The following is a 24,382-nucleotide window of genomic DNA, read 5'->3' as shown; positions in this document are numbered from 1 at the left end:
GTCCCCTTTGCCAAGGGGCCGTCAGCAGGCAAAACCAGAGCGTGGCGCGAAGCGCGCTCCCTTGAACCGAGGTTCAGAAATTGCTAGATGGGAAGTCGTCTCTGTGACCTGTCAGCGTTTGGCGACGCTGCCACCTAACAATCTCTCGGGTGCCCGGCTTCGTGCCGGGCATTCGTTTATGTGCTCACAGCCACTTCCTTTTGGGCGGTGCGACAGCGCACCCACCTCATCTCGACCTATGTGTCGGACGACCCGGATGTAGGAAAGCGCGAATGTTCGTGCTTTCGGGCGGGAAACCTCGCCAATGTTCGTGCTTTCGGGCGGAGAACCCGCGCTGATCGCCACAACGGGTCGGCCGGTTCGCCGCGTATCGTTCGTGCTTTCGGGCGGAAAACCCCGGCGGGGGGCCATCCGTCACGCTACCCCGCCCGAGTCACCCGCCATTCTCCCCCGAAACACGCCCGCAACGACGCGCTCTCCCCGCCGGGCATCGCCGATCGGGGGATGACGCGCTGCTCGTGCTTACGCGCGGGAAACCGTTCGGGGCGGTTCGTGCTTTCGGGCGGAAAACCCCCTGCCCGGCCACTTACCCCTCGTCGGATGTGCCCGGGGCGGGACGGTCCGGCGTGGGCGGGCCGACGAAGCGCAGCGTTTCGTCGTGGGTGATCGTCACCATCGTCGTCAGCCGCGGCCGCCCGCCATTGGGGCCGGGCTCCTTGCGGTCGACCAGCGACAGCAGATATTCGGGGATCGACTGGTTGCGCACCACCTCGCGCAGCGTGCGGCGGAAGTTCTCGACCGAGCGCGGCTCCAGCGAGCACCCGACCCGCCCGGCCAGTTCGACCGCGTCGATCTCGAACCGCGCGCCGTCGACGCAATTGAACTTGGCAAGTTCGTACAGCCGCCGCTCGATCGGGCCGAGCTTGAAGAAGTCGTCGTGATAGGCCGCGATACGCCGATCGGTGAGGATCGCGCGGTGCAACCAGTCGCACAGCATCACCTCGACGTGCTTCACCCGCCGCTCGCCATTGGGAAGCTTGGTATATTTGATGTCGGCCTTCAGCAGCCAGGAAAAGGCGCTGTCCGATCCCTCGCCGCCGGTTTCGATATTGGTGATGATCTGCGTGCCCTGCAGCCGCGACAGCGACGCCTTGAGCGACGTGTAGGAGCGCGCCGAGGCGTTGGTGCCGGTCATCCGGAACAGGTCGTTGGCGGTGAAGCTGAGCGTGCGGTCGATCGTCTCGCCCGCCTCCAACCGCCCGACCATGATGCTGGCGATATAGAGCAGGATTTCCTTGTCGTAGATCGTCGCGACCCCGGTCTTGCTGGGGTTGATCTCGATCCGCGCCGCCTCGCTCTCGAAGGTCATCGGCTCCATCTGCGCGCGTTTGGTCAGCGCGAAGAACGGGAATTCGGCGACGGTGCGCTCGCCCTGGATGTCGCCGAGCAACGGGCTGTCGAGCCGGAACAGGTCGCCCTGCGGCGGGATGACCTTGGTCATGCGCGCGCGCCGCTCGGGCGTTCGTGCTTTCGGGCGGAAAACCCCGGCGCGGCGCCGATGCCGCGTCGCGACGCGGCGGTGATGGACATCCCGGGCAGTGCCTTGCGCATCCACGCAGATGTACCGGCCGGCACCACGCCGGTCAAACATCCGCGCCTGCTTCTTGTCGGCTATGCTCCGGGGGTCGTGTCGCCGGTCACGCGGCCTCGCCCCCGGCTCTAGCCGGTCTTCGACCTTGCCGGGCGGCTTTGCGTTGTTTCCCCCGAACCGCGCGCCTGTTCGCGCGGACACGGTCGCGGATCGCCTCGCTGTCATCGGTGTGGCGGCCCGCATCGATCCGGGCGGCGATCCACGTATTCCATCGCCCGGTCGGCGTGATGGTCTTGCGCATGGCCGCCATCCCGGCCTTCACGCCGCGCTCCCCGATGGAACCGGCGACCCGCCACGACCCGACCTGTCCGGTCACAACGACAGGCGGGTCGTCAGCTTGACCTGGCGTGGCAGGCCCACCCCCAGCAAATTGTTGCCCGCCGCACTCCAGTAACGCTCGTTGGTCAGATTATCGGCGTTGAGCTGGAACGTCACGCCCTTGCCGATGGCATCGACGGTGTAGCGGATCGAGGCGGAGAAGGTCGTGTAGCCGTCGACGAAGCCCTGGTTCAGCGCATTCACCGCGCGCCGGCCGACATGGAACGCGCCGCCGCCCAGCGCGAAGCCGCGCAACGCCGGCGGTCGATATTCGGCGAACATGCTGCCGGTCCACTTCGGCGTATTCTCGGGCCGCAGGCCGATCAGGGTGGCGGGCGTGGCGTTCAGCACCTCCGCGTCGAGATACTGCCCCGATGCGTAGAGCGAGAGCGCGGGCGTCACCTCCCCGGTGAGCGATCCTTCGAGCCCGCGATAACGTGACCGTCCCGCCAGCTTGAAGCGGTTGTCGCGCGGATCGAGGAAGGCGAACGGCCGCGTGATCTGGAAACCTGCCAGCTGGAACGTGACGCCGGTCAGCACCTCGCCCTTGATGCCGCCTTCATATTGGCGCGACACGGCCGGGGGCAACGCCTCGGTCGCGTTCACGGCGGAAAGCGGCGCGGTGCCCCCCTCCTCCAACCCTTCCAGATACGTCGCGTACAGGCTGATCGACCGCACCGGCTTTACGATCACCCCGGCCGATGGCGTCCAGCGCGCCAGCGAAAAGCCGCTGCGAACCCCCGTGGCCGACTGCGCGCGGCTGCGATAATCGCTATACCGCACGCCGCCCAGCAGCTGGACCGGGCCGATCTCCACCCGGTCGGTGACATAGGCCCCGACGTCGCGGACCCGCAGCGGCGCGGTGGTGAAGGTCGTGGCATCGGGGACGGCGATATCGATCGGATCGAAATAGTCCTGCGCGGCGGTCACCCCGGTCGCGTTGCGCCCGTTCTGCGACCGCCACTGGCTGTTCGCGCCGACGATCAGATGGTGCGTGAACGGTCCCGTCGCGAACGCCCCGGCCAGTTCGGCGCGCGCGATCCGGTTGCGGAAATGCTGCCCGACGACCCGTCCGATGCGCAGCGTGCCACGGCCGTAACCGGCCGACCCGGGCCGGAAATCGACATTCTCGATCTGGCTGAACTCGCGGTCGCGAACGGTGACGGCCTGTCCGCCCTCGACCGTCAACGCGAATTGCGACGACAGCCGCACGTCGACCCGGCCGAGGATGTCGGTGGCCTGCGCGGTATAGCGCAGGTTCCGCCCGCCGAGGTTGCGGGCCGGATCGGGGATCGGCGGCAGCGTCACCCGTCCCGGCGCCGCCGGCGGCACCAGCGCCGACCCGGCGACCGGCACCGCGATCGCGGCGGTTTCGGTGATGTCCTTGGCGACATGTTCGACGTCGAGCCGCGCGGTGATCGCATCGCCGATCGCCCAGTCCGCCGCGACCGCCGCGACATAGCGGTCGCCGTTCACCCGATCGACGCCGGTGTCCAGAATGCCGGCCGCGCCGTTGAAGCGGATACCGAACCGGTCCGTGACCCGGCGCGAGACATCCGCCGCCGCATAGACCGCACCATGATCGGTGACGCTGCCGGTGAAGGTCGTGACGTCCGACGTGGGCCGCTTCGTGACCAGATTGACGATGCCGGACGGCGGCGCATAGCCGTAGTAGAGCGCGCCGACGCCCTTCAGCACCTCGACCCGGTCCTTGTTCTCCAGCGGCAGATCGACGAGGTTGATGGTCGGTAGCGATCCGTTGAGCCGGAAGCTGGTCCGGGTCTCCACCAGGATGCCGCGCACCACGACATTGTCGTAGGTCGACCCGTTCAATTGCGCGCGGCTGACCCCGGCGGTGTTGCGCAGCGCATCGAACAGGCCCGATGCCGCCTGCGCGCGCAGCAATTCCTGCGGCACGACGTTGACCGTCAACGGCACGTCGATGACGCGCGCGTTGCGGAACGTACCGACCTGTACGAGATCCGCGCCGAAACTGTCGGAGCGGTCGGCGGTGACGACGATGTCCTCCAGCGCCACGCCGCCACGCTCCGCGCGCGGCGTGACCGCGGGTGCCCCCTCCTGCGCCTGTGCCGTCGTCGCGCACGCCGCCGATGCCGCCAGATAAATGATGTGTCGCATAGATACCCCCGCCGCGCCGGTTATTGCGAATGGCGATCATTAGCAACTGTGGTTTAATTCCTGTCCGCTTGCCTGCTACATAGGCGAAGGGAAGCACCGGAACGCCGTCCGGCTCGCTGCGAATCGGGCGGGCCGGCGCGACGACACAGCGATGCTCGATACGGCACAACGCAACCCGCAGATCCATGTCGGCACGCTGGACGTGCGGTCCGCTCCCCAATAGACAACGACATGCGGCAGGGGGTGCCGCACGGGGGAAGATGACGAAATGGCAGTTCAGCGTTCGGTGCGGTTGCGCCGGTGGTCGCTTGCGCTCGGAACGAGCATCGTCGCCATGGGGGTGGCGTCATCGGCACAGGCGCAGTGTTCGTCGGATCCGACCGTTGCCAATGGCACCATCACCTGCACCGGCACCGATGCCGACGGCCTGTTTCTGAACTCCAGCAACACGCGCGTCATTGTTGCGAGCGGTGCGACCGTCAACGCGGGCACGACCGCGGCGGCGATCACCAGCACCAGCACGTCAGCCAGAATCTCGGTCGAGGGGATGGTCGATGGCGCCGGTAAAACTGGCATCTTCGTCACCTCCGCCCCCGCTCGCTATGAGCGCTGCCCCGACGACCCCTATGCAGGCGCATCGGTGCCGGATCCGTTCTGCCGGCCGGGCACCTTCCAGTGGATCTATCCGTCCTCCGGCGCCACGATCGAGGTGGCGGCCGGGGCCAGCGTTACCGGTACCCAGGCATTGTTGCTGCGACGCGATACTGCGAATTCGACGGGATCGGTCAGCGCCAACCTGTTCAACGCCGGCACGATGACCGGCACCGCCGGTCCGGCGATCGTCGCCGATAACAACTTCGACTCCGTCTCGATCTCCAATCTGGCGTCAGGCACGATCGTCGGCATCCGTGGACCGATCGGGCAACTGACCAATGCCGGTAGCGTCACCGCCAGCGGCGGCGCCGCATTCGCCACGACGGCACAGCGCGCGCTTGTCACCAACACCGGGCGGATCACCGCAGCGGGCGGCGGCGCGATCGATGCCCTGGGCACGCTGGCGCTGACCAACAGCGGCACGATCACCGGGGCCGTTACGGCGCGTGGTGGCACCAGCCTGCCGGGCAGCACGATCGACACGCTGGCGGGCACGATCGTCGGCGACCTCACGCTGGGCGCGGGCGACGACACGCTCCTCGCGCGCTTTGACGCCGGCCGGCTGGTCACCGGGGTAACCGGCGCGATCGACGGCGGCGCCGGCGTCGACACGCTGCGCACGCGCATCGCCGGCGACGCGACGCTGGCCGCCGTGGCACTGCCGACCGGTTTCGAGCGACTGGGCCTGATCACCACGACCGGCGGTACGGTCACGCTGGACAGTGCGTTCGGCGGCATCTCAGGCTTGGTACAGATCGCGGGTGGCGGCACCGTCGTCAATGACGGCACGTTGCGCGGCAGCGCGCCGATCGTGTCCGACACGTTCGATGGCGACGGTTCGGTCTCGTTCGTCAACGCCCGGACGATCGACGCGACAGGCGGCGACAGTACCGCTTTCGCGGTGACGTTGAGTTGGGCGCGCGCGTTCAGCAATTCTGGCATCGTCACGTCGGCGGTCAATGGCGTGTCGCAGAACACCGGCACGTTCGACAACATCGGCATGATTACCGCGGCCGGCACCGCGGTAAATTTCTCAGGCAGTCGCTTCACCAACGACAGCGCGATCACCTCGACCGCGGGGATCGGTGCAAGCCTTGGTTCCAATAGTGGCAACGTCGTCAACAACGGCACCATCACCGGCGTGAGTGCCGGCGTCCAGCTGTACGGAAACCTGACGAACACCGGCACGATCATCGGCGCCTATGCGGGCGTGATCCTGGGCTCGGGCGGTATTCTCGACAACCGCGCCGGCGCGCGGGTCAGCGGCGGCATCGCGCCGCAGGCGCAGCGGTTCTTTTCCGTCACCAATGCGGCCGTCATGAACGCCGGGACGATCGACGGCGACGTCCGCTTCGAGGGGGCGGGCAATTCCGGCTATTCGAACAATCGCTATTTCGCGCTGCCGGGCGGCGTGCTGAACGGCGATTTGACGCTGGGCAGCGGCAACACGCTGGTCACCGAAATGGCCAACGCCGGACCGGGCGCCTTTGCGGGCATATCCGGCGCGGTGAACGCCACCGATGCGGCGCTGGTCTATCGCGTCCGTGCGGCGACCAGCCTGGCAGCCACCGCACCAGCCGGGTTCACGTCGGTCGGATATGATCTGTACGATGACGTCGGGCTGACGCTGACCGGCGTCAACACGCCGCTTTCGTTCGCCGGCATTGGCAGCGTCGATGTGAGTGGCAACATCGCGGCGACGAAGCGCGCTGCGATCCAGGTCGGCAGCCTGACGCAAAATCCCGGTGACAATTCGTCGACTCCGGCGAACACGCTGGCGATCACCAGCCGGGGGACGCTAACCCTGGATTACACCGGCACGAACACCGCGTTTAACGCGGTATTGGCGGACGATACCACCAGCTTCACCAATGCCGGCACGATCACGGTGCGCAACCTGACCGGCAATACCTTCAACCGACCTTACGCCATTTCGGGCGGGACGGTCGTCAACGACGGCACGATCACCCTGGACGGCGCAACCGGGATCGGGGCGCTTCGCGTCACCAACAGCGGGACGATCGGGCAGATCGCAGGGGGCGCAGCCAGCCGCGGCCTCTATGCCTGGAACAACGCGCTGCAACTCACCAATGTCGGAACGATCGACGTCGGCGGCGATGCGGTGACGGCCGGCTATGGCATGCGGATCGACAACGGCGGCCGCATCGCCAGCACTGGTGGCACGACGATCGGCGTCGAGAATTATGGCGAGGCGACGATCATCAATCGCGCCGGTGCGACGATCGCCGGCAACGTCACTGCGATCCGCGTCAGCGGCGGGACGCTCGACAACGCCGGCACGATCACCGGAAATGTAGACCTGGGCTATAGCTGGGGCAGTCGGTCGTTCAACGGCGCCACCTACACCGCGCAGGGCGGCACGATCATGGGCGACCTGCTGTTCGGCGACGGCGACGACACGCTGGTCGCCTATGACGGCGTGACCGGCGTGAGCGGCACGATCGACGGCGGTGAGGGAAGGGACACCTATGTCCACGCACGCACCACCAGCGGCACGGTGACATTGGGCAATTCGCTGGCGACCGGCTTCGAGGTCGAAGGCGTCCGGGCGATCGGTACGAATACGGTGATGACGCTCGCCGCCGTTGCGCAAATCGCCTCCGACCTGCGCTTGTCGGGCGATGGTGCCATCATCAACACCGCCACGATCGTCGGCACGGTATCCAACAATGACGGTAATGGGAACGCGAACACCCCGATCCTCGCCTCCTTCACCAATCAGGCGGATATTGGTGGCTTCCAGGGAAGCGTTCGCCGCTTCGTCAACAGTGGAACGATCGCGTCGAACGACACCGCGCCGGGGGGAGTCAGCGTTTCCAACACCGGCGACCTCACGTTTACGAACGATGGTCGTATTGCCACCAACGTCGACAGGGCAGCGGTAACGCTGACGTCCAATGGCGGCACCGTCACGACGCTCAACAGCGGCGACATCGCAGCCTTATACGCCAGTGCGGAACAATGGGGCGATCTTCCGGTCGATGCAGCCGTAGCGCCGCTGGGCGTATCGCTGACCAACCGCGGCACGATCACTGCGAAGGGCGGCCACAATGCGGTGACGGCCTACGCAAGCGATCAGCGCGGGGCGAACATCTCGCTGGTGCTGGACAATGCCGGCACCATCGTGGCGAGTGACCTCGGTGCGACAGCGACGTATCTGGGTATACGCACCCAGGATGGCACGTCACTCGGCACACGACAGCTGAGTGTCGACAATTCCGGCACGATCCGCTCCAATGGCGGCGGTACGTCGACCAGCTACACCAATCCGTTCACCGGAGAGATCTATCTCGACAACCGGCTCGCGAGTGCGCTGGTGCTGTCAGGCGCAGCGAATACGATCGCGACCGTCACCAACTCCGCAGCCGGTACGATCGAGGCGACCGGCGCATCGTCGACCGCCATCAGTGTAGAGAACGCCGCACTGGTCCTCACCAACGCCGGCATGATCCGTGGCGGCGCAGGTAGCGCGCTTGCGAATGGCGCATACCTCGCTGGCGCGATCGATGCGGGCTACAACACCACCAACGACCGCATCGTCAACACTGGCACGATCATCGGCTCGATCGCGACCGGCGCGGGCGACGACCGCGTCGAGAATTACGGCACGCTCACCGGCGACGTGTTCCTGGGCAACGGCGACGACACGTTCCTCCACCGCGCCTCGGCGACGCTGACCGGCACCGTCGATGCGGGCAACGGCATCGACGGCCTGATCGTCGACGCCAGCGCGGGCGGCACGGTCCGCGCCAGCCAGTTCGTCAACTTCGAACGCTTCAGCCAGATCGGCGCGGGCGCGGTCGACTATGTCGGCGCGTTCCAGTCCGACACGATCGGCGTCGCGGGCGGCACCGCCACGATCGGCGCGGGCGAGACGCTGAGCAGCACCGGCGTGGCCACGATCACCGGCAGCGATGCGGCGGAGACCGTCGACAATGCCGGCACGATCGCCGGCGCGGTCGCACTGGGCGCGGGCAACGACACCTATGTCGAGCGCGCCGGCAGCAGCGTGCTCGGGACGCTCGATGGCGGCACGGGCGTCGACACGTACCGCGTCGCGCTGTCGGGCGACCGCAGCGGGATCGGCGCGCGTAACGGGTTCGAGCAACTGGCGGTCACCGGCAACGGCACGCTGGGGCTGACGCTCGACCAAAGCTTCGACAATGTCGCGCTCGCCGGCACCGGCCTTGCGCTGACGCTGAACGGCAATACCGTCGGTGCGGTAACCGGCACGGACGCGGCCGAGACGCTGGGCGTCGACGGCGACGTGGCGCAGGTGTCGCTGGGTGCGGGCGACGATACGCTCGCGCTTGGCACGGCCGATGCGACGGGCACGTACGCGGGTGGCGCGGGGAACGACACGCTGCGCTTCGCCGCCGCTGCGCCGGTCACGCTGGCGGGCATCGCGTCCGGGTTCGAGACGCTGGCGCTGGCCGGCAACGCGCTGACCGTCTCCGGCACGCTGGGGGCCGCCGGCGAAACCGCGACGCTTGGCGACGGCGCGCAGGCGCTGGTGCTGGCGAACGGCGGGACGATCGCGGGGACGATCGATCTCGGCACGGGCAACGACGACTTCAGCCTCGCGCCCGGCGGCACGCTCGCCGGCACCGTCGCGGGCGGAGCGGGCGACGATGTCGCAAACGTGACGCTCGCTGGCGCCCGCACGCTCGACGCCGCATCGCTGACCGGGTTCGAGACGCTGGCGAGTGCCGGCACGGGCACGCTGACGCTGACGGGTGCGCAGAGCTACCGACAGGTGCTGTCGGGCACCGACCTGACGATCGCGAGCGGGGCAGCGCTGACGACGCCGACGTTGCGCATGGCCGGCGGGAACGAGCGGCTGGCGATCGCGGGCGGCTTCGCCGGCGCGGTCGATGGCGGCGCCGGGACCGACACGGTCGCGGTGTCGGGCGGCAGCGCGAGCGCGCCGGTCGCCTTCACCGACGTCGCGAACGTCGAGGCGTTCGGGATGAGCGCCGGTTATGCGACCGTCGCGGGCAATGCCGCGCTGGGCGCGGTGGACCTCAACGGCGGGCGGCTGGTCGGACTCGCCAATTCGACGCTCACCGCCGGTCGCTTCGACGTCGGCACGGGCGCGACGTTCGGATCGGCGGGAACCGTCAACGGCAACGTCGTCGTCGCCGGGATCCTCAGCCCGGGCGCGTCGCCGGGGACGATGACCGTCAACGGCAACGTCACGCTCGCCAACGGATCGCGCGCGCTGTTCGAATTGACCCCGACCGTGTCGGACAAGCTCGTCGTCAACGGTGCGCTGTCGATCGGAACCGGCACCACGCTGGAGATCGTGCCGGTCGGCACGCTGCGCGCCGGCACCAGCTACGACCTGATCACCGCCAGCGGCGGGATCACCGGCGGGTTCACGACCGTGACCAAGCCGGCGTCGCTGTTCGGCGTCGTCGTCCAGCGCGCCGATCGCATCCAGCTGCTCGGCCAGTTCCTGACCGATGCACGGCTCGCGCCGCAGGTGGCGCGCAGCATCGCCTATGCGAATGCGACGCTGGCGGTGCAGCCGGCGACCAGCACGTTGTTCGACAGTCTGCCGGCATTGGTCGAGGCGTCGGGCGCCTCGAACGCGCGCGGCTTCGCGCAGCTGACGCCGGAGGCCTATGCCTCGGCGACGCAGCTCGGCATCGACCATGCGCTGTCGCTGGCGCAGGTCGCGCGCGGCAATGCGTTCGCGACCGATCGCGACGATGCCGGCGCGTTCACCTTCGCGCAGACGATCGGCCAGTGGCACACGTTGCAGGGCGATGCGGCGCAGGGCAGCAACGCCGCGCGCGCGCAGAGCTACGGCTTCCTCGGCGGCGTCGGTTACGGCGACCGCGGCTGGATGGTCGGCGCGTTCGGCGGCTACCTCAACGGACGGCAGCAGATCGGCGCGCTGGGCGCACGCACCCGCGCCGACGGCGTGGTGGCGGGCGTGCACGGCCGCTACGGCGCCGACAGCGGCTGGGGCTTCAGCGCCTCGCTGCTCTATGACGGCGGCAAGGCGCGCACCGACCGCGCGCTGCCCGGCAGGGTCGCGGCGGCGACCGGGCGCTACGACCTGCACAGCTGGGTCAGCGATGTCGCGGCGTCCTACGGGATCGAGACGGGTCAGGGCTGGTCGCTGCGCCCACGCGTGGGGGTGACGTACATCCGCACCGCGCGCGCAGGCATGACGGAACGCGGCGGCAGCCCGTTCGCGCTGACGATCGCGCAGGACCGCCACGTCGCGGGCTTCGCCGACGCCGGGCTGACGTTCGCGCGCAGCGATGCCTCGGACGCGGCTTTCCGCCCGTCGGTGACGCTGGGCGCGCGCTACCAGATCGAGGGCCAGCGTGCCGACGCGCTCGCGGGCTATGCCGGGGGCGGCCTCGGGCTGACCGCGGTCGGTGCGCAGCGCAGCGAACTGGTCGGCACCGCGGCCGGCGGTGTCGCCTATCGCCTGCCGAGCGGGCTCGACCTGTTCGCCTCGGCCTCGGCGCAGACCGGGCGCGACGACCATCAGGAGACGATCACCGCCGGCGTGCGGCTGCGCTTCTGACGGGCCTGCGGGGGGCGGCGTTCGCTCCCCGCGGCTTTTGCGATGCATCCCTTCGCGCCCATCGCCGTTCGTCCCCCGACATCATTCGGAAAAAGGACGATCGGACATGGCGATCTTCAACAAGGACATGGTCGAACTCGCGGGCAAGAACGCGCTGTGGCAGAAGGAAGTGTACCGCGACGCCAAGGTGCAGATCGTGCTGATGAGCATCCCCGCCGGTGAGGAGATCGGGCTGGAGACGCACCGCGCCGACCAGACCACCTTCATCGTCGCGGGCGAGGCGAAGGTGACGATCGACGGCCACAACACCACCGCCGGCCCCAACCATCTGGTCGTCGTCCCGAAGGGCGCCGAGCACAATATCGTCAACAAGGGCACCGGCGACCTGAAGCTGTTCTCGGTCTACGCCCCGCCCGCCGAGCCCGAAGGCGCCGCGTTCAAGACCAAGGCCGAGGCCGAGGAAGCCGAGAAGGGCCTGCTCGCCAAGGCCGCCGACAAGGTGAAGGACGTCATCGGCGGCTGACGCACGGGCACGACACGACACGGCACGGCGCGACACGGCGGCGCACGATGCCGCTTGCGCAGCGCGGATCGGACGCGGCATCGTAACTCGCTGAATGCCAGAGGGGAAATGATGCGCCATCCGATCCTGTCCGCCGTGCTGCTCGCCGTGGCGATCCCCTCCGCCGCATCCGCCGGCCGCGTCACCGTCGAGGAAGCGTCGATCGACGCACTCCAGGCGCAGATGACCGCGCACAGGGCGAGCAGCGTCGCGCTCACCCGCGCCTATCTCGCGCGGATCGCGGCGATGGACCGCAAGGGCCCGGCGCTCGCCAGCGTGATCGCGCTCAACCCCGATGCGCTGGCGCAGGCCAAGGCGCTGGATACCGAGCGCAAGGCCGGCCGCGTCCGTGGTCCGCTCCATGGCGTGCCATTGCTCATCAAGGACAATATCGAGACCGCCGATCGCACCGCGACCACCGCCGGCAGCCTCGCGCTCGCCGGCAACGTCACCGCGCGCGACGCCCCGCTGGTCGCCGCACTACGGCGCGCCGGCGCGGTGATCCTCGGCAAGACCAACCTCTCCGAATGGGCCAACATCCGCTCGACGCACTCGATGAGCGGGTGGAGCGCGACCGGCGGACTGGTGCGCAACCCCTATGCGCTCGATCGCACCGCCTGCGGTTCGTCGTCGGGATCGGGCGCAGCGGTCGCGGCCAGCTTCGCAGCCGCGGCGGTCGGCACCGAGACCGACGGATCGGTGGTGTGCCCGTCGTCGGTGAACGGGCTGGTCGGGCTGAAGCCGACGCTCGGGCTGATCGACGGCGCGCGGATCGTGCCGATCAGCCACAGCCAGGACACGCCCGGCCCGATGGCGCGCAGCGTGCGCGACGCCGCGCTGCTGCTCGATGCGACGACCGGCGGCACGCACGCTTTCGCGGCCGGGCTGTCCGCCGGCGCGCTGTCCGGCGTGCGCGTCGGGGTGATCCGCCCGAAGGACCTGCGCCCCGATCTCGCCGCACGCTTCGACGCGGCGATCGACGTGCTGCGCGCGGCGGGCGCGGTACCGGTCGCGGTGGTGATGCCCGACCTCGACGGGCTCGGCGCGGCCGAGCAGCTGGTGCTGGAAACCGAACTGAAGGCGGACCTCGACGCCTATCTCGCCACCACCCCGCCCGCGGTGACCACGCGCACGCTGGCGGAGGTGATCGCGTTCAACCGCGCGCACGCGGCCGAGGAGATGCCGTACTTCGCGCAGGAATTCTTCGAGGCGGCGGTGAAGACCAGGGGGCTCGACGACCCGGCGTACAAGGCGGCGCGCGCGACGTCGCTGCGGCTGGCCGGCCGGCAGGGCATCGACGCGATGCTGGCGAAGGCCGGCGCGCGGTTGCTGGTGGCGCCCACCTACGGCGCGGCGTGGCTGAGCGATCCGGTGTACGGCGACCAATATGACGGCCCCTCCGCCGCCACGCTCCCCGCGGTCGCCGGCTATCCGCACCTGACCGTGCCGATGGGGCTGGTGCGCGGGTTGCCGGTCGGCCTGTCGTTCATCGCGACGAAGGGCGCCGACGCGACGGTGCTAGGCGCCGGCTACGCCTACGAACAGCGCGCCCACGCCCGCGTCGCGCCGCGTTACCTGCCGCGGACGGAGGGGCGCACGGAACGTTAACGCCCTACACCGACCGCTGCTCCCGCGCGGCGAACAACACCGCGAAGCCGACCGCGATCATCATGATGAAGCGTGGGTAGTGGAGCATGCCTTCCAGCAGGCTCATGAACAGCAACGAATACAGCATCCCCGTCAGCGGGCGCAGCGCGGCATCGCCCATCCCGGTGCGATGCGTCGCGACGATCGCCCGTCCGAGTAGCCACAGTCCGCCCGCCGCGCCGACCACACCCCACGAAATCAGAAATTGCAGCACCACGTTATGCGGCTGGGTGTGCGTCCAGCCGACAAAGACTTCCCAGAAGGTCGACCCCGAGCCCCAGCCGAACAGCGGCGCATCCTGCCAGCGCGCGAAGGTGGCGTGCCACAATGCCAGCCGTCCGCCGGTCGCGGCGTTGGCATCCTGCGCGTCGCCGCTCGCATATAGATAGAAGACGGGATCGTCGGGAAGCAGCAGCAGCGCCAATCCCAGAGCCAGCGCACTCAGCCCGGCGACATGCACCAGCCGCGCCCGCTCCGGCCAGCGTCTAAGGCTGACCAGCGCCACCAGCGCCACGACCGCCATCGCCAGGATCGCGGCGCGCGTTCCGGACCAGCAGGTCAGCCCCGCCGCCAGCAGGTACGACAGGCTGGTCAGCATGCGCCCCTGCCCTTCTCCCTCTTCGCCGTACAGCAGCGCCAGCATCAGCCCGGCCGCGATCGCACCGGTCCACGAGCCGAAATGGCGCACGTTGATGAAGCCGGGTAACGCCGAACCCCATTCGATCACCCCGCCCGGCACGCTCGCCGCGGGCGGGGGCAGCTGGAACCGCCAGATCGTCAGCATCGCCAGCGCGACCAGCCCGAGCGTCAGCCACGGGAACAGCGTGCGGATCTCGCCCTTCGGTCGGGTTCGCGCGAAGAAGTAGATCGTCGCGCAGAACCGCAAGTGGATGAGCGTGGTGAGCGAAAGCAGGACCGAGTCGAAGGGATTTCGGGAGATGAATGCGCTGCCGATCGTCAAGCCGACGCAGAGCAGCGCAAAGGCGGCGATCACGTCACGGGGCAGCAGCCGCCAGATCGCTGCGTCGCGATATCCTGCACGAACCGCGACCTGGATGACGATCAGTTCGCAGGCGACGAACGGCAGCTCCAGCAGGCGCGTCCATTCCGCCCAGCCCGGGGCGACACGGTGCATGTAGGTCGGGTATAGCAACGCAGCGATAACCGGCATGGCGATGCCCAGCCCCACCCCCAACCAGTCGTAAAGGCCCCAGCGTTTTACGGACGCCCTGATCGTTGCCGCGTGGTTCATGCACCCGCCGTCTTTGCGCCACCCCCCTCGGGCCGCGTCGCCGCGCATCGTAAGGCGTGCTGCTTGGGGAATGGTTAATCGCAGCCACCCGCAAAGACCATCGCCTGCCCGTGCAGCGAAAACCTCTCGCCTCCCCACCACACCCGAGTTCCGTTTTTGTTCTGTCCTACACGCACCTAACCTGCTGGTATGGCGGCAGGAAAGGAGGGCGAATCATGATGATCGACACGCCCATGCTGCTGGCGGTCGCCGCGATCCTGACGGCGCTGGCGAATGTGATCTGGTCGATGCGGCGCAGGCCATGAGCGGCGACCGCAGCAATGCCGTGCACGGCCGATGCCCGGGGCGGCGGGGCGGCGGGGCGGCGGGGCGACACGCCGCATCGCAGCGACCCATACAAATCAATGTTATAGATTGGTGTCATAAAAACGTCGTCTGACCACCCTAGGGGGGCGGCGCGGCATTCGACCGCGCATAATGGAAATCCGGGGGAAATATGTTCTCGCTTCATCCGCTGCCGGGCATCCGGCGGTGTCGCCGCGACGCGTCGCGCATCCGTCACCTGTGCGCCGGCTCGGCGCTCGCCCTGACGCTCGCCGCCCTGCCGGCCACCGCGCAGGACCGCGCGGTCGACGCACCCCCCGTCGATACCAGCGGCCTCACCACCAGCGAGGCGCTGACCGGCGACATCGTCGTCAACGGCCGACGCGATCGCAGCGCGCTGGCCGAGGAACGCAACGCCCCCGGCGTGGTCGACATCATCACCACCGGCGACGTGGCGATCAATTCGCAGACCAACGTCACCGATCTCGCCCGCCGCCTGCCCGGCGTGTCGGTGGCCCGCGATCAGGGCCGCAACCAGAGCGCGACCGGCGAGGCGCAATTCGCGACGATCCGCGGCTTCGATACCGGGTTCAACGCCTATACGCTCGACGGCGTGCGCCTGCCGCAGACCGCGGGCAGCGGCCGCGCGATCTCGCTCAACCTGTTCTCGCCGTTCGCGATCGGCGGGCTGGTGGTCGACAAGACGCCGGGCGCGGCGCGCGACGCGGATGCGATCGCGGGCATCATCGACCTGCGCACCCCGACCGCGTTCGACTTCAGCACCAACTTCACCCGCGGGCGCGTGCTGGCGCAGGGTGCCGGGCTGGCGCTGGACCGCGAGCAGGAGGCATGGGGCGGTGCGATCGGCATCGACGCGGCGCGCCGTTTCGGCGCGGAACAGCAGTTCGGCTTCTATATCGCCGGTTATTACGAGGAACGCGCCAACGCCGCGGAATCGACCGCGGTGCAGAACGATTACAAGACGACGCAATTCGGCGTCGGTACGCCGCGCGCCAATGGCGACGCGCTGTCGGCGGACGGCGTGCAGTGGAATTTCTACAACAATCGCATCAAGCGTTACGGTGCCAGCGGGTCGCTCGACCTGCGCACCGATCCCGTCGATCTGTACGCGCGCGTCAACTACGCCACGTATCTCAACACCAACACCATGAACCAGACCGGGCTGCGCAACGAGCTGACCGCCGGCCAGACCAGCCCCAATCCGGACCGCGCCGGCAACCGCGGCTATAATGCGGCGGGCGTCTACACGCCCGTCGGCGTCAACCCGGCCAGCTATTTCCGCACCGAGGATGTCGAGCAGGAATTGTTCTCGGGCCAGCTCGGCGCGAAGGCGCACTGGAACGGCTTCACCGCCGCGCTGGAGGGCGCATATGCCGATGGCCGTTTCGACCAGCCCAGCCGGATCGAGGCGGCGTTCCGCGGCGTCTCCTATGGCAACGCCGCGCAAAGCGGCACCGCGACCGAGGCGTGGAGCGTCGACCTGTCCAATCCGGTGTCGCCGCGCCCGGTGCTCTCGCAGGGGGCCAGCGCCTATGTCGCCTCGCTCGATCGCCCGACGCAGCTCTACGTCCAGCAGGGCTACGATTACCTGACGGAAAAGAAGAAGACGCTGCGCGCCAGCATCGGTCATGACGGCGATGGCTTGCTGCGCCGGATCGAGATCGGCGGGCTGTACGAGGATGCCGATCGCACCGGCCGCTCGCTCGCGCCCGACAACACCCGCTACCGGTTCCGCACGCCGCTTCAGGCCGGCACCGTCACCGGGCCGACGATCAACGAATATCTCGGCTACGTGCTGAAGGACTTCCTCGATTATTATCCGATGCGCCCGCTCAAGGTGCTGTCGCGCGCGCAACTCGACAGCCAGGCGCGGTTGCTGGTGCAGCAAGGCGCGGTGCCGCAGGCGCGGATCAACGAAGGGCTGCTGACCGGCGACGAACAGCGCAAGGCGATCTACGCCACCGCGACGCTGACGGCGGGGGCGTTCGAACTGGTGCCCGGCATCCGGTACGAGGACAATCGCTACCGCGCGCGCTTCTGGCAGGGGCAGGCCGGCGACGCCCGCTTCGTGAATGCCGGGCGGCAATACGATCACCTCGATCCCAGCCTGCTGGCGGCGTGGCGGCCCGACGCGCGCTTCGTGGTGCGCGGCGCGATCCGCTCCAGCTACGCGCGCCCTGCGTTCGACCAGCTGGCCGGCCCGACGCGGCGCAGCGGCGAGAACGACGGCGCACAGGTGACGATCACCGAACCGAACCCGGATCTGAAACCCGTGGAGGCATGGAGCTACGATCTCGGCGTCGAATATTACGGCGGCACCGGGCGCTATGCGCAGGTGGCCTTGTACCACAAGGATCTGTCGAACATCCTGGTGCCCACCGGCACGCGCTCGATCGCGCAGACGCCGCAACAGGTCGGCAACCAGACGATCGTGCTGGTCCGCCCCGCCAACGGGCGCGGCGGCAAGGCGACCGGGATCGAGGCGTCGGGACGCTTCACGCTGGGCGACATGGTGTCCTCCTCGCTGCTCAGCGGGGTCGGCATCGGCGGCAACGTGACGTGGCAGAAGACCGAGGCGACGTACCAGATCGCGGCCGACGACCTGCGCACCTCGCGGCTGCCGCAGGCGCCGAACCTGATCTACAATGCCGAATTGTTCTACGCCGCCGGACCGATGCGCGCGAACCTGTGGTACAATTACACCGGCAGCGTGCTGGCCAGCGTGCAGGACAGCCAGCCCGACATCTACGTCCAGCCGCTGAAGGAACTGAACTTCGGCCTCGCCTTCGCCGCGACCGATCATCTGGAAATCGGCGTATCGGCGCGCAACCTGCTCGATCAGGCGAGCAACTGGACGACGGTCGGCCCGTCGGAACGCTACATCGCGCCCGATCGCAGCGGCGGCTATCTGAAAACCGGCCGCGTCTTCCAGCTCAGCCTGACGATGACGCGGTAAGGGGCTGCTGCGAACGCGATCACCGGTCGGCGGCCCCGTGCCTGCGCCCGCGCCCGTGATCGTGATCGTGATCGCGCCCGAGATCGTCACCCCGGGTACGACCCGGGGTGACGCTTCTGCGATCCGGACGGCCGCGTCCCCGGACTGGCATGACAGCGGGTCGATCCGTCATCGCGAGCGCAGCGAAGCAACGACGAACATCCGGATCGACCCGATGCGATACACCCGGTCCCCTCACCCGGGCCTGACCCCGCGGTCCCGCTTCTCCGCTGCGGCAAGCAAGCGGCAGGATCGAAGCCGCCGGCTTGTCCTTCCGGAGTACAGCCCCGGCGCGAACCGCGGAGCAACCGTCATTGCGGGCGCAGCGAAGCGATCCAGTGCCGGACCGGAACGCCCTCGATCGCTTCGCCGCGCCCGCACCGACGCGCCCCCACCAAGGATAATGCCATGACGCTTCGACGCACGCTGCTGGCCATCGCAACGGCCGCTACGATCGCCACCCCCGCGTTCGCCGCGCCGCGCCGCGCACCCACACCCGCTCTCAGGGTCGAACGCGTGGTGATGGTCATGCGCCACGGCGTGCGCGCGCCGATCGACGGCGAGGTGCCCGCCGGCACGCTGACTGCCGCGCCGTGGCCGGCATGGCCGGTCGCCGCCGAACAGATGACCCCGCACGGCATGCGCGCGATGGCGGTGCGCGGGCGCGCCGACCGCGCATGGCTGGCCGCGCGCAGCGTCGTGCCGGCGACCGGCTGCCCCGACCGCGTCCGCGTCTGGACCAACGTCAGCCAGCGGACGATCGACAGCGGCACCGGCTTCGTCGCCGGCTTCGCGCCCGGCTGCGACATCGCGGTCGGCCGCCGCGCGCCGGGCGAAGTCGATCCCCTGTTCGAGGCGCTGCGCGCGCGCACCACCGGTTTCTCGCCAGCCGCGGCTATCTCGGCGATCGAAACCTTCACGGGGGGGATGGATCGGCTGGTACGCGAACACCGCGCCGAATTGCGCCTGCTCGACCGCGTGCTGGGGTGCGCGCAGCCGATGTGCAGCCCCGGCGCACCCGCCGGATTGCGGGTCAGCGACGACGGCCACGGCGTGGAGCTGACCGGCCCGATCCGTCGCAGTTCCGGAATCGCGCAGGTGCTGTTGCTTGAAAAGGCGGAAGGAATGCCGGTGGTCGGCTGGGGCCGCGTGACGCCGGCGACGCTCGAACGGCTGGGCGTGCTGCACGCCGCGCTGTTCGACGTCTTCACCCGCTCGCCCTATATGGCCGCGCATCAGGCCGGGCCGCTGGGCCGCCGCGTGATCGCCGCGCTGACCGATGCGAACGGCCCCGCGTTCGACCTGCTTGTCGGACATGATACCAACGTCACCGCGCTGGCGGCCGCGCTGCGCGTCGACCTCGTCTCGCCGGGCTATGCGCGCAACGACACCGCCCCGGCAGGGACGCTGGTACTGGAATTGCTGCGTAACGGGCGGACGGACGCGCGCACGGTGCGGCTGTCCTATCGCACGCAGACCCCGGCCGAACTGGGACAGCTGGGGAGCCGCGTGACGACCACGCCGATGACGGTCCCCGGCTGCACCCGGCTCTGCCCGCTCGATCGCTTCGCGGCGCTGCTGTCGTCGCACCTCGCGCCAGTGTCGCAGTCGTCGGTACCGCGACACTAACGTCAGGGATCGACGTAGTTTTTCCCGAACCGCGCCGCTAGCGCCAGCGCTTCCTCGGGCAGCAGCGCCGCGCCTTCGGTCGCACCCACCGCGACCGCGTCGCGCGCCCGGTCGAACAGCGCGACGCACCGCCGGTCGTTGAACCGCGAGGTATAGAGGATGCCGTCCGCGCCGGTCGCCGCATGGATCTCCGCGCCGATCGCCTGTGTCCGCCGGTAATCGCTGCCGTGCAATTCGGTGAACGACAGCCCGTGCGCCGACACGCCGGCATCGACCAGCGGATAGACGCGCAGCGCGCGCGTCGCGACCAGCTCGCTGCGCACGCGCACCGCGACGTCGCTGGCCAGCACGTCGGTGACGGTCGGCACCCGCACCAGCGTCTCGCCGAAGGCGGTTTCCAGATCGAGCGCCAGATACAACAACTTATACCCGCCCGCCGGATCGTCGTAGCGCTGCAGCGGCACCGCGCCGGTCGGCCCGAAGAACGACGGCGACAGCGATGCGCGGTGGATGCGGTGAAACACCGTCCCCTCGCGCAAGCGTCGCAGCCGCAACATCGGTGCGCGCGTCAGGCCGCCCAGCCCGCCGCCAGCGCCGCCAGCCGCGCGCGCGTGTCGGCGTCCACACCCCGCCCCAGCAGCTCGAACACCGAGGCCGGCGCGTCCCCGAACCCGTCGAGCGGCGCGGCGAGCAATTGCAGCTGCCCCCACGGGTTCATGTCGTCCAGCGCGTCAAGGATCGGCTTCAGCCCCGGCACCGCCGCCCCGTCGCGGAACTGCGCCGCGGGATAGCGGATCTCATTGCCGTACGGCACACCCAGAATCTGCCGCCGTTGCCGCTGCTTGTCGATCGCCGCCGCGGTCACCCCCAGCAGTTCGGCGACTTCCGCGCGCCCGTACATGCCGCCCGCGCGCTCGGCCAGTTCGGCCCGGAACCCCGCGGTCCGCGCCCGCGCCGCCCGCTCGGCCGCCAGCCGCTCGGGCGGCACCGGCGCGAGATCGCGCGGCGCGATCGCCAGCGCCTCGCGCGCGTCCTGCGCCCCGACGATCGCGGCCAGCGTCTCCTCGCTGGCGCTGTCCAGCGCGCGCGCCACCGCCTCGGTCAACGCCTGCATCGCACGGCGGCGCAGCGTGTCGGGGGTGGCGATATGCCGGGCGAGCGCGGTCATGAACTGTCCTTCCTGTCCGCGATATAGATTACACGGACAGGAAGGACAAGATGCGGAGGGCGCCCAGGGTCTTACAGCCCCAGCTTGAAGCCGGCGCGGAACATGCGGCCGTAGATGCCGCTGCCGCCCTGCACCGGGTTGTACAGGTTGGCGCCGTACGTCACCGGGTCGATCGGCGGCATGCTGTCGAACAGGTTCAGGACGTTGACGTAGAAGCTGGCGCGATCGGTGACCTTCACGCTGCCGGTCAGGTCGAGCGTGATGTAGCTGTCGACGTCGCACGGCACGTAGCCGGGGTTCATCTTGCAATCGCCGCGCACGCCGCCCTGGTCTTCCGCCGAAAGATTGTAGCCGTCGAAATATTGCGCGGTCGCGGTCAGCGAGAGGTCGCGCAGGTTCAGGGTGTTCTGCCACGTACCACGCCAGCGCGGCGTGCCCGACCCGGCGGTCAGGTTATAATTGCCGATCGTGCCCTGATATTCCTGCTTCGATCCGTCAGCGAATTCGGTCGACAGCTCCAGGATCAGGCTGGCCTGCGCCGAGGAGGTGAAGCTGACGTTCTCGGCGACGTCGAAGGTGCCGGTCGCGCTGAAATCGATGCCCTGCGAACGGATCGTGTTGGCGTTGACGTAGCTGGCCTCGACGAACGCGATGCGCGGGCGCGCGCCGGCGAAGCTGGGGTCGATCGCATCCGGGATCACCGCGAAGCCCGCCGGGATCGCATCGCCGGCATTATAGGCGTCGATCGCGGCCTGGTTGTCCGCCGCGGCGATCGCGTTGGTCTTCTTGATGTTGAAATAGTCGACCGTGAAGGTGAAGGCGCGCGTCGGCTCGAAGATGACGCCGGCGGTGAAGCTGCGCGACTTCTCGGGATCGAGGTTCGGGGTGGCACGCGTCGTCTGCCCGTAGGACGAGTTGCGGATATAGGCCGGGCACGACGTGAACGTCTCCTGCGTACAGCCGTATTGCGCGAGGAAGCCGTCCGAATAGGTGGCCGGCGCGGCGTTGACGAACCCGCTGGTCGGCAACGAATTGGCCTCGCCGAAGCTGGGGATGCGGAAGCCGCGCGAATAGGTGCCGCGCACCGCGAACTGCCGGAACGGCGTGAACTTCGCGCCGAACTTCGGCGAGAACGCCTGCTGCCCGCTCGAATATTTGTCGTAGCGGCCCGAGGCGTTGAGCACGAGCTGGTCAAAGACCGGCGCGTTCAGCTCGCCGAACGCCGAATAGACCGAGCGATTGCCGTTCACGCCGAAGCCGTTGAGCACGAAGTAACGATCGGTCGGCCCGTTGAAATCGGGGTTGGCGCTGGGCGCGTTGATCGATTCGTAGCGATAGGCGAGCCCCAGCCCGAGCTGGAGCGGACCACCCGGCAATTGCGCCAGCGAGCGCCCGACCGTCGCCTGCACCTGCATCAGGTCGGACTCGGCGTTGTTGACGTTGTCCGGCGACAGGAAGCCGTTCTGGCGATCGGTGTTCGCGAACGGATCGACGAAATTGTAGCTGCCCTGCGCGATCGCGGTCAGCAGGTTGTCGATGCGGACATAGCCCTGCTGGAGCCGGCGCAGGTCGGTGTGCATCGCGGTGGCGTCGACCGCATAGTCCCAGGTATCCGCGACACTGCCCTTGATGCCGACCGCGGCGCGGTACACGCGGCTGCGCGTCTCGTCATACTGGCGGATGCTGGGCAGACGCCCGACGATCCGCGCGACCTGACCCTGCGCCGCGAACGGATTGTTGGGGTTGAGCGTGCCGTTCGCCGCGGTGCAGCCGGTGCCGAGCCCGTTGGCCGAGCCGACGCCGCCCGCGCAGGTATAGACCGGCAGCGTGAGCTGGAACGAGCCCGGCGCGAACGACGGGCCGGTGCCGCCGGTGCTGAAGCGCGGGAAGTCGATCCCGGCATTGGCATTGGCGCGGATGATCCCCAGCCCGCCGGTGTAGCCGACGCGGCTCTGCTGGAAATTGAACATCGCATAGGCCTCGGCATTATCGCCGACGCGCGCGGTGAAACGCGCCGAGCCGCCGAAGCGCTCGATCTTCGGCGCGATCACGCCGTCGTTGTTGACCAGGTCGTCCTGGCACACGCTGTTCGGCGCGGCGGCGTTGACGAGGTTGCCGTCCTCGTCGGTGCGCGCAAGGTCCGCGGCGGACAGCGTGTAGCCGGGACCGCGCGTGCAGCCGAGCGCGGGGTTCAGCTGCTGGTAGCGGCCCTGCGCGTCGGTGTTGGTGCCGTCGAACGGGCGGACGTACAGCGTGCCGCCGGTGTTGAACACGCCTTCGGAGAAGGTGTAGCCGCCATTGCCGTCCAGCCCGTTGACGACGTTGTTCGGCCCGCAATTGCCGTCGTTGCAGATCCGGCGCTGGTCGCTGGTGTTGTAGGGATAGCCGCGGTCGCGGTTATAGAGCGGGTTCTGGTTCAGGTAGAAGCCGCTGACATAGGCGTTATAGCCGTTATCATCGAGATCGCCGGTGCCCGCGATCAGGCTGAGCCGCTGGTTCGCGCCGTCGCCGCGCTCGGTGATGCCCGCCTCGACGCGCCCGCCGATCCCCTTGTACTGGCGCTTGGTGATGATGTTGACGACGCCCGCGATCGCATCCGCGCCATAGCTGGACGATGCGCCGTCGCGCAGCACCTCGATCCGGTCGACCAGTTCGTCGGGGATCGTGTTCAGGTCGACGAAGTTGCGCGTGCCGTCGTCGGACAGCGGGTAATAAGCGGCGCGCAGCCCGTCGAACAGCACCAGCGTCGAATTGGTCGACAGGCCGCGCAGCGACACCGCCGACGCACCGCCCGCGAACGCGCCGTTGGCGCTGAACGAGTTGGTCAGCGCCGGGCCGTTGTTGAAGGTCAGCTGCTGGATGCCCTCCTGCGCGGTCTGCACGCCGCGTTGGTCGAGCGCCTCGGCGCTGACGGTCGTCACCGGCGACGGCGTCGCGCGATCGGTGGTGCGCAGGATCGAGCCGGTGACGACGATGTCGCCGCCGGTGTTGCCCCCGGTATCGTCGGCGCCGTCAGCGACCGGCTCGACCGGGCTTTGCTCGACGGGGGCGGGCGGCTGCGTCGTCGACTGCGCCGGGGTCTGGTCCTGCGCGAACGCGGGGGTGGCGAACAGGACGGCAAGCGCGAGCGCGGAACAGCCGACCCCGTGGCGCAAGGCTGCGCGCGTCGAAGCGATATGGGTCACGATGATCTCCCTGATCCACCCGCGCGGCATCGGACAACCGGCGGACGTATTGTGTCGTCGGGCCGACGCCGAAGCGTGGCTAGATTGTTGCGAGAAGACGATCTTTTCTTATGATTGTAAATAATACCCGCACGTCGGCCCATCGCGCTTTCGGCACGTTTTAACGACAGTGATACTGACCTGGATTGAAGGAGCGCACGCGCCGCTGCCCGGCGTCATCCGGCTGTCGCCGAAACGCCACACACCCGTCGTTGTCACGGCCAGGTAAC

11 protein-coding genes are annotated in these 24,382 nt (G+C 68.8%); 5 read left to right on the top strand and 6 right to left on the bottom strand.

Annotated elements, in window-relative coordinates:
* Positions 1-586 precede the first annotated feature (586 nt).
* Both ASE95_RS16680 and ASE95_RS16670 read right to left on the bottom strand, forming a co-directional pair.
* The gene (locus ASE95_RS16680; protein WP_082450233.1) at positions 587-1,501 is read right to left on the bottom strand and encodes a replication initiator protein A; all 915 of its coding nucleotides are present in this window, start codon (positions 1,499-1,501) and stop codon (positions 587-589) included.
* Between the two features lie 462 nt (positions 1,502-1,963).
* A complete protein-coding gene (locus ASE95_RS16670) occupies positions 1,964-4,108 on the bottom strand; it encodes a TonB-dependent siderophore receptor (protein WP_056638955.1) in 2,145 nt (714 codons plus the stop codon).
* A 268-nt stretch (positions 4,109-4,376) separates the two neighbouring features.
* On the opposite strand from ASE95_RS16670, the gene ASE95_RS16665 reads away from it, so the two are divergent.
* The 3 genes from ASE95_RS16665 (at position 4,377) to ASE95_RS16655 (ending at position 13,500) form a co-directional block, all read left to right on the top strand.
* Entirely contained in the window at positions 4,377-11,330 is a 6,954-nt protein-coding gene (locus ASE95_RS16665; protein ID WP_162234725.1) for an autotransporter outer membrane beta-barrel domain-containing protein, read from the top strand.
* Between the two features lie 106 nt (positions 11,331-11,436).
* Positions 11,437-11,853 (top strand): cupin domain-containing protein, encoded by a 417-nt coding sequence (locus ASE95_RS16660; protein WP_022688117.1) that lies wholly within the window; start codon positions 11,437-11,439, stop codon positions 11,851-11,853.
* Positions 11,854-11,964: 111 nt separating this feature from the next.
* Positions 11,965-13,500 (top strand): amidase, encoded by a 1,536-nt coding sequence (locus tag ASE95_RS16655; protein WP_156348105.1) that lies wholly within the window; start codon positions 11,965-11,967, stop codon positions 13,498-13,500.
* A 4-nt stretch (positions 13,501-13,504) separates the two neighbouring features.
* Here the strand turns inward: ASE95_RS16655 and ASE95_RS16650 are convergent, their stop codons facing one another.
* Positions 13,505-14,791: an O-antigen ligase family protein gene (locus tag ASE95_RS16650; RefSeq protein ID WP_162234724.1), complete on the bottom strand. Its 1,287-nt coding sequence runs from the start codon at positions 14,789-14,791 to the stop codon at positions 13,505-13,507.
* A gap of 496 nt (positions 14,792-15,287) precedes the next feature.
* Here ASE95_RS16650 and ASE95_RS16645 point away from each other — a divergent pair, with 496 nt between their 5' ends.
* Together ASE95_RS16645 and ASE95_RS16640 are read left to right on the top strand one after the other, a co-directional pair.
* Entirely contained in the window at positions 15,288-18,092 is a 2,805-nt protein-coding gene (locus tag ASE95_RS16645; RefSeq protein WP_056638946.1) for a TonB-dependent receptor, read from the top strand.
* A 447-nt stretch (positions 18,093-18,539) separates the two neighbouring features.
* Positions 18,540-19,760, top strand: a complete 1,221-nt coding sequence (locus tag ASE95_RS16640) for a histidine-type phosphatase (protein WP_056638943.1) — start codon at positions 18,540-18,542, stop codon at positions 19,758-19,760.
* Between the two features lie 2 nt (positions 19,761-19,762).
* On the opposite strand, the gene ASE95_RS16635 is transcribed toward ASE95_RS16640, so the two are convergent.
* From ASE95_RS16635 to ASE95_RS16625, 3 genes are all read right to left on the bottom strand, one after another.
* Positions 19,763-20,317 carry an RES family NAD+ phosphorylase gene (locus tag ASE95_RS16635; RefSeq protein WP_056638940.1) on the bottom strand — a complete coding sequence of 185 codons (555 nt, stop codon included), beginning with the start codon at positions 20,315-20,317 and terminating at the stop codon, positions 19,763-19,765.
* Between the two features lie 11 nt (positions 20,318-20,328).
* Complete coding sequence (locus ASE95_RS16630; RefSeq protein ID WP_056638937.1) at positions 20,329-20,928, bottom strand: hypothetical protein; 600 nt, start codon at positions 20,926-20,928, stop codon at positions 20,329-20,331.
* Between the two features lie 71 nt (positions 20,929-20,999).
* Positions 21,000-24,104: a TonB-dependent receptor domain-containing protein gene (locus ASE95_RS16625; protein ID WP_443025473.1), complete on the bottom strand. Its 3,105-nt coding sequence runs from the start codon at positions 24,102-24,104 to the stop codon at positions 21,000-21,002.
* Between the last annotated feature and the right edge of the window lie 278 nt (positions 24,105-24,382).

It is taken from the genome of Sphingomonas sp. Leaf231 (genome assembly GCF_001421995.1).
In the GTDB taxonomy this organism is placed as follows: Bacteria; Pseudomonadota; Alphaproteobacteria; order Sphingomonadales; family Sphingomonadaceae; genus Sphingomonas.
Note: the sequence above shows the minus strand (reverse complement) of the source record. Positions and strands in the feature narration are given on the sequence as shown.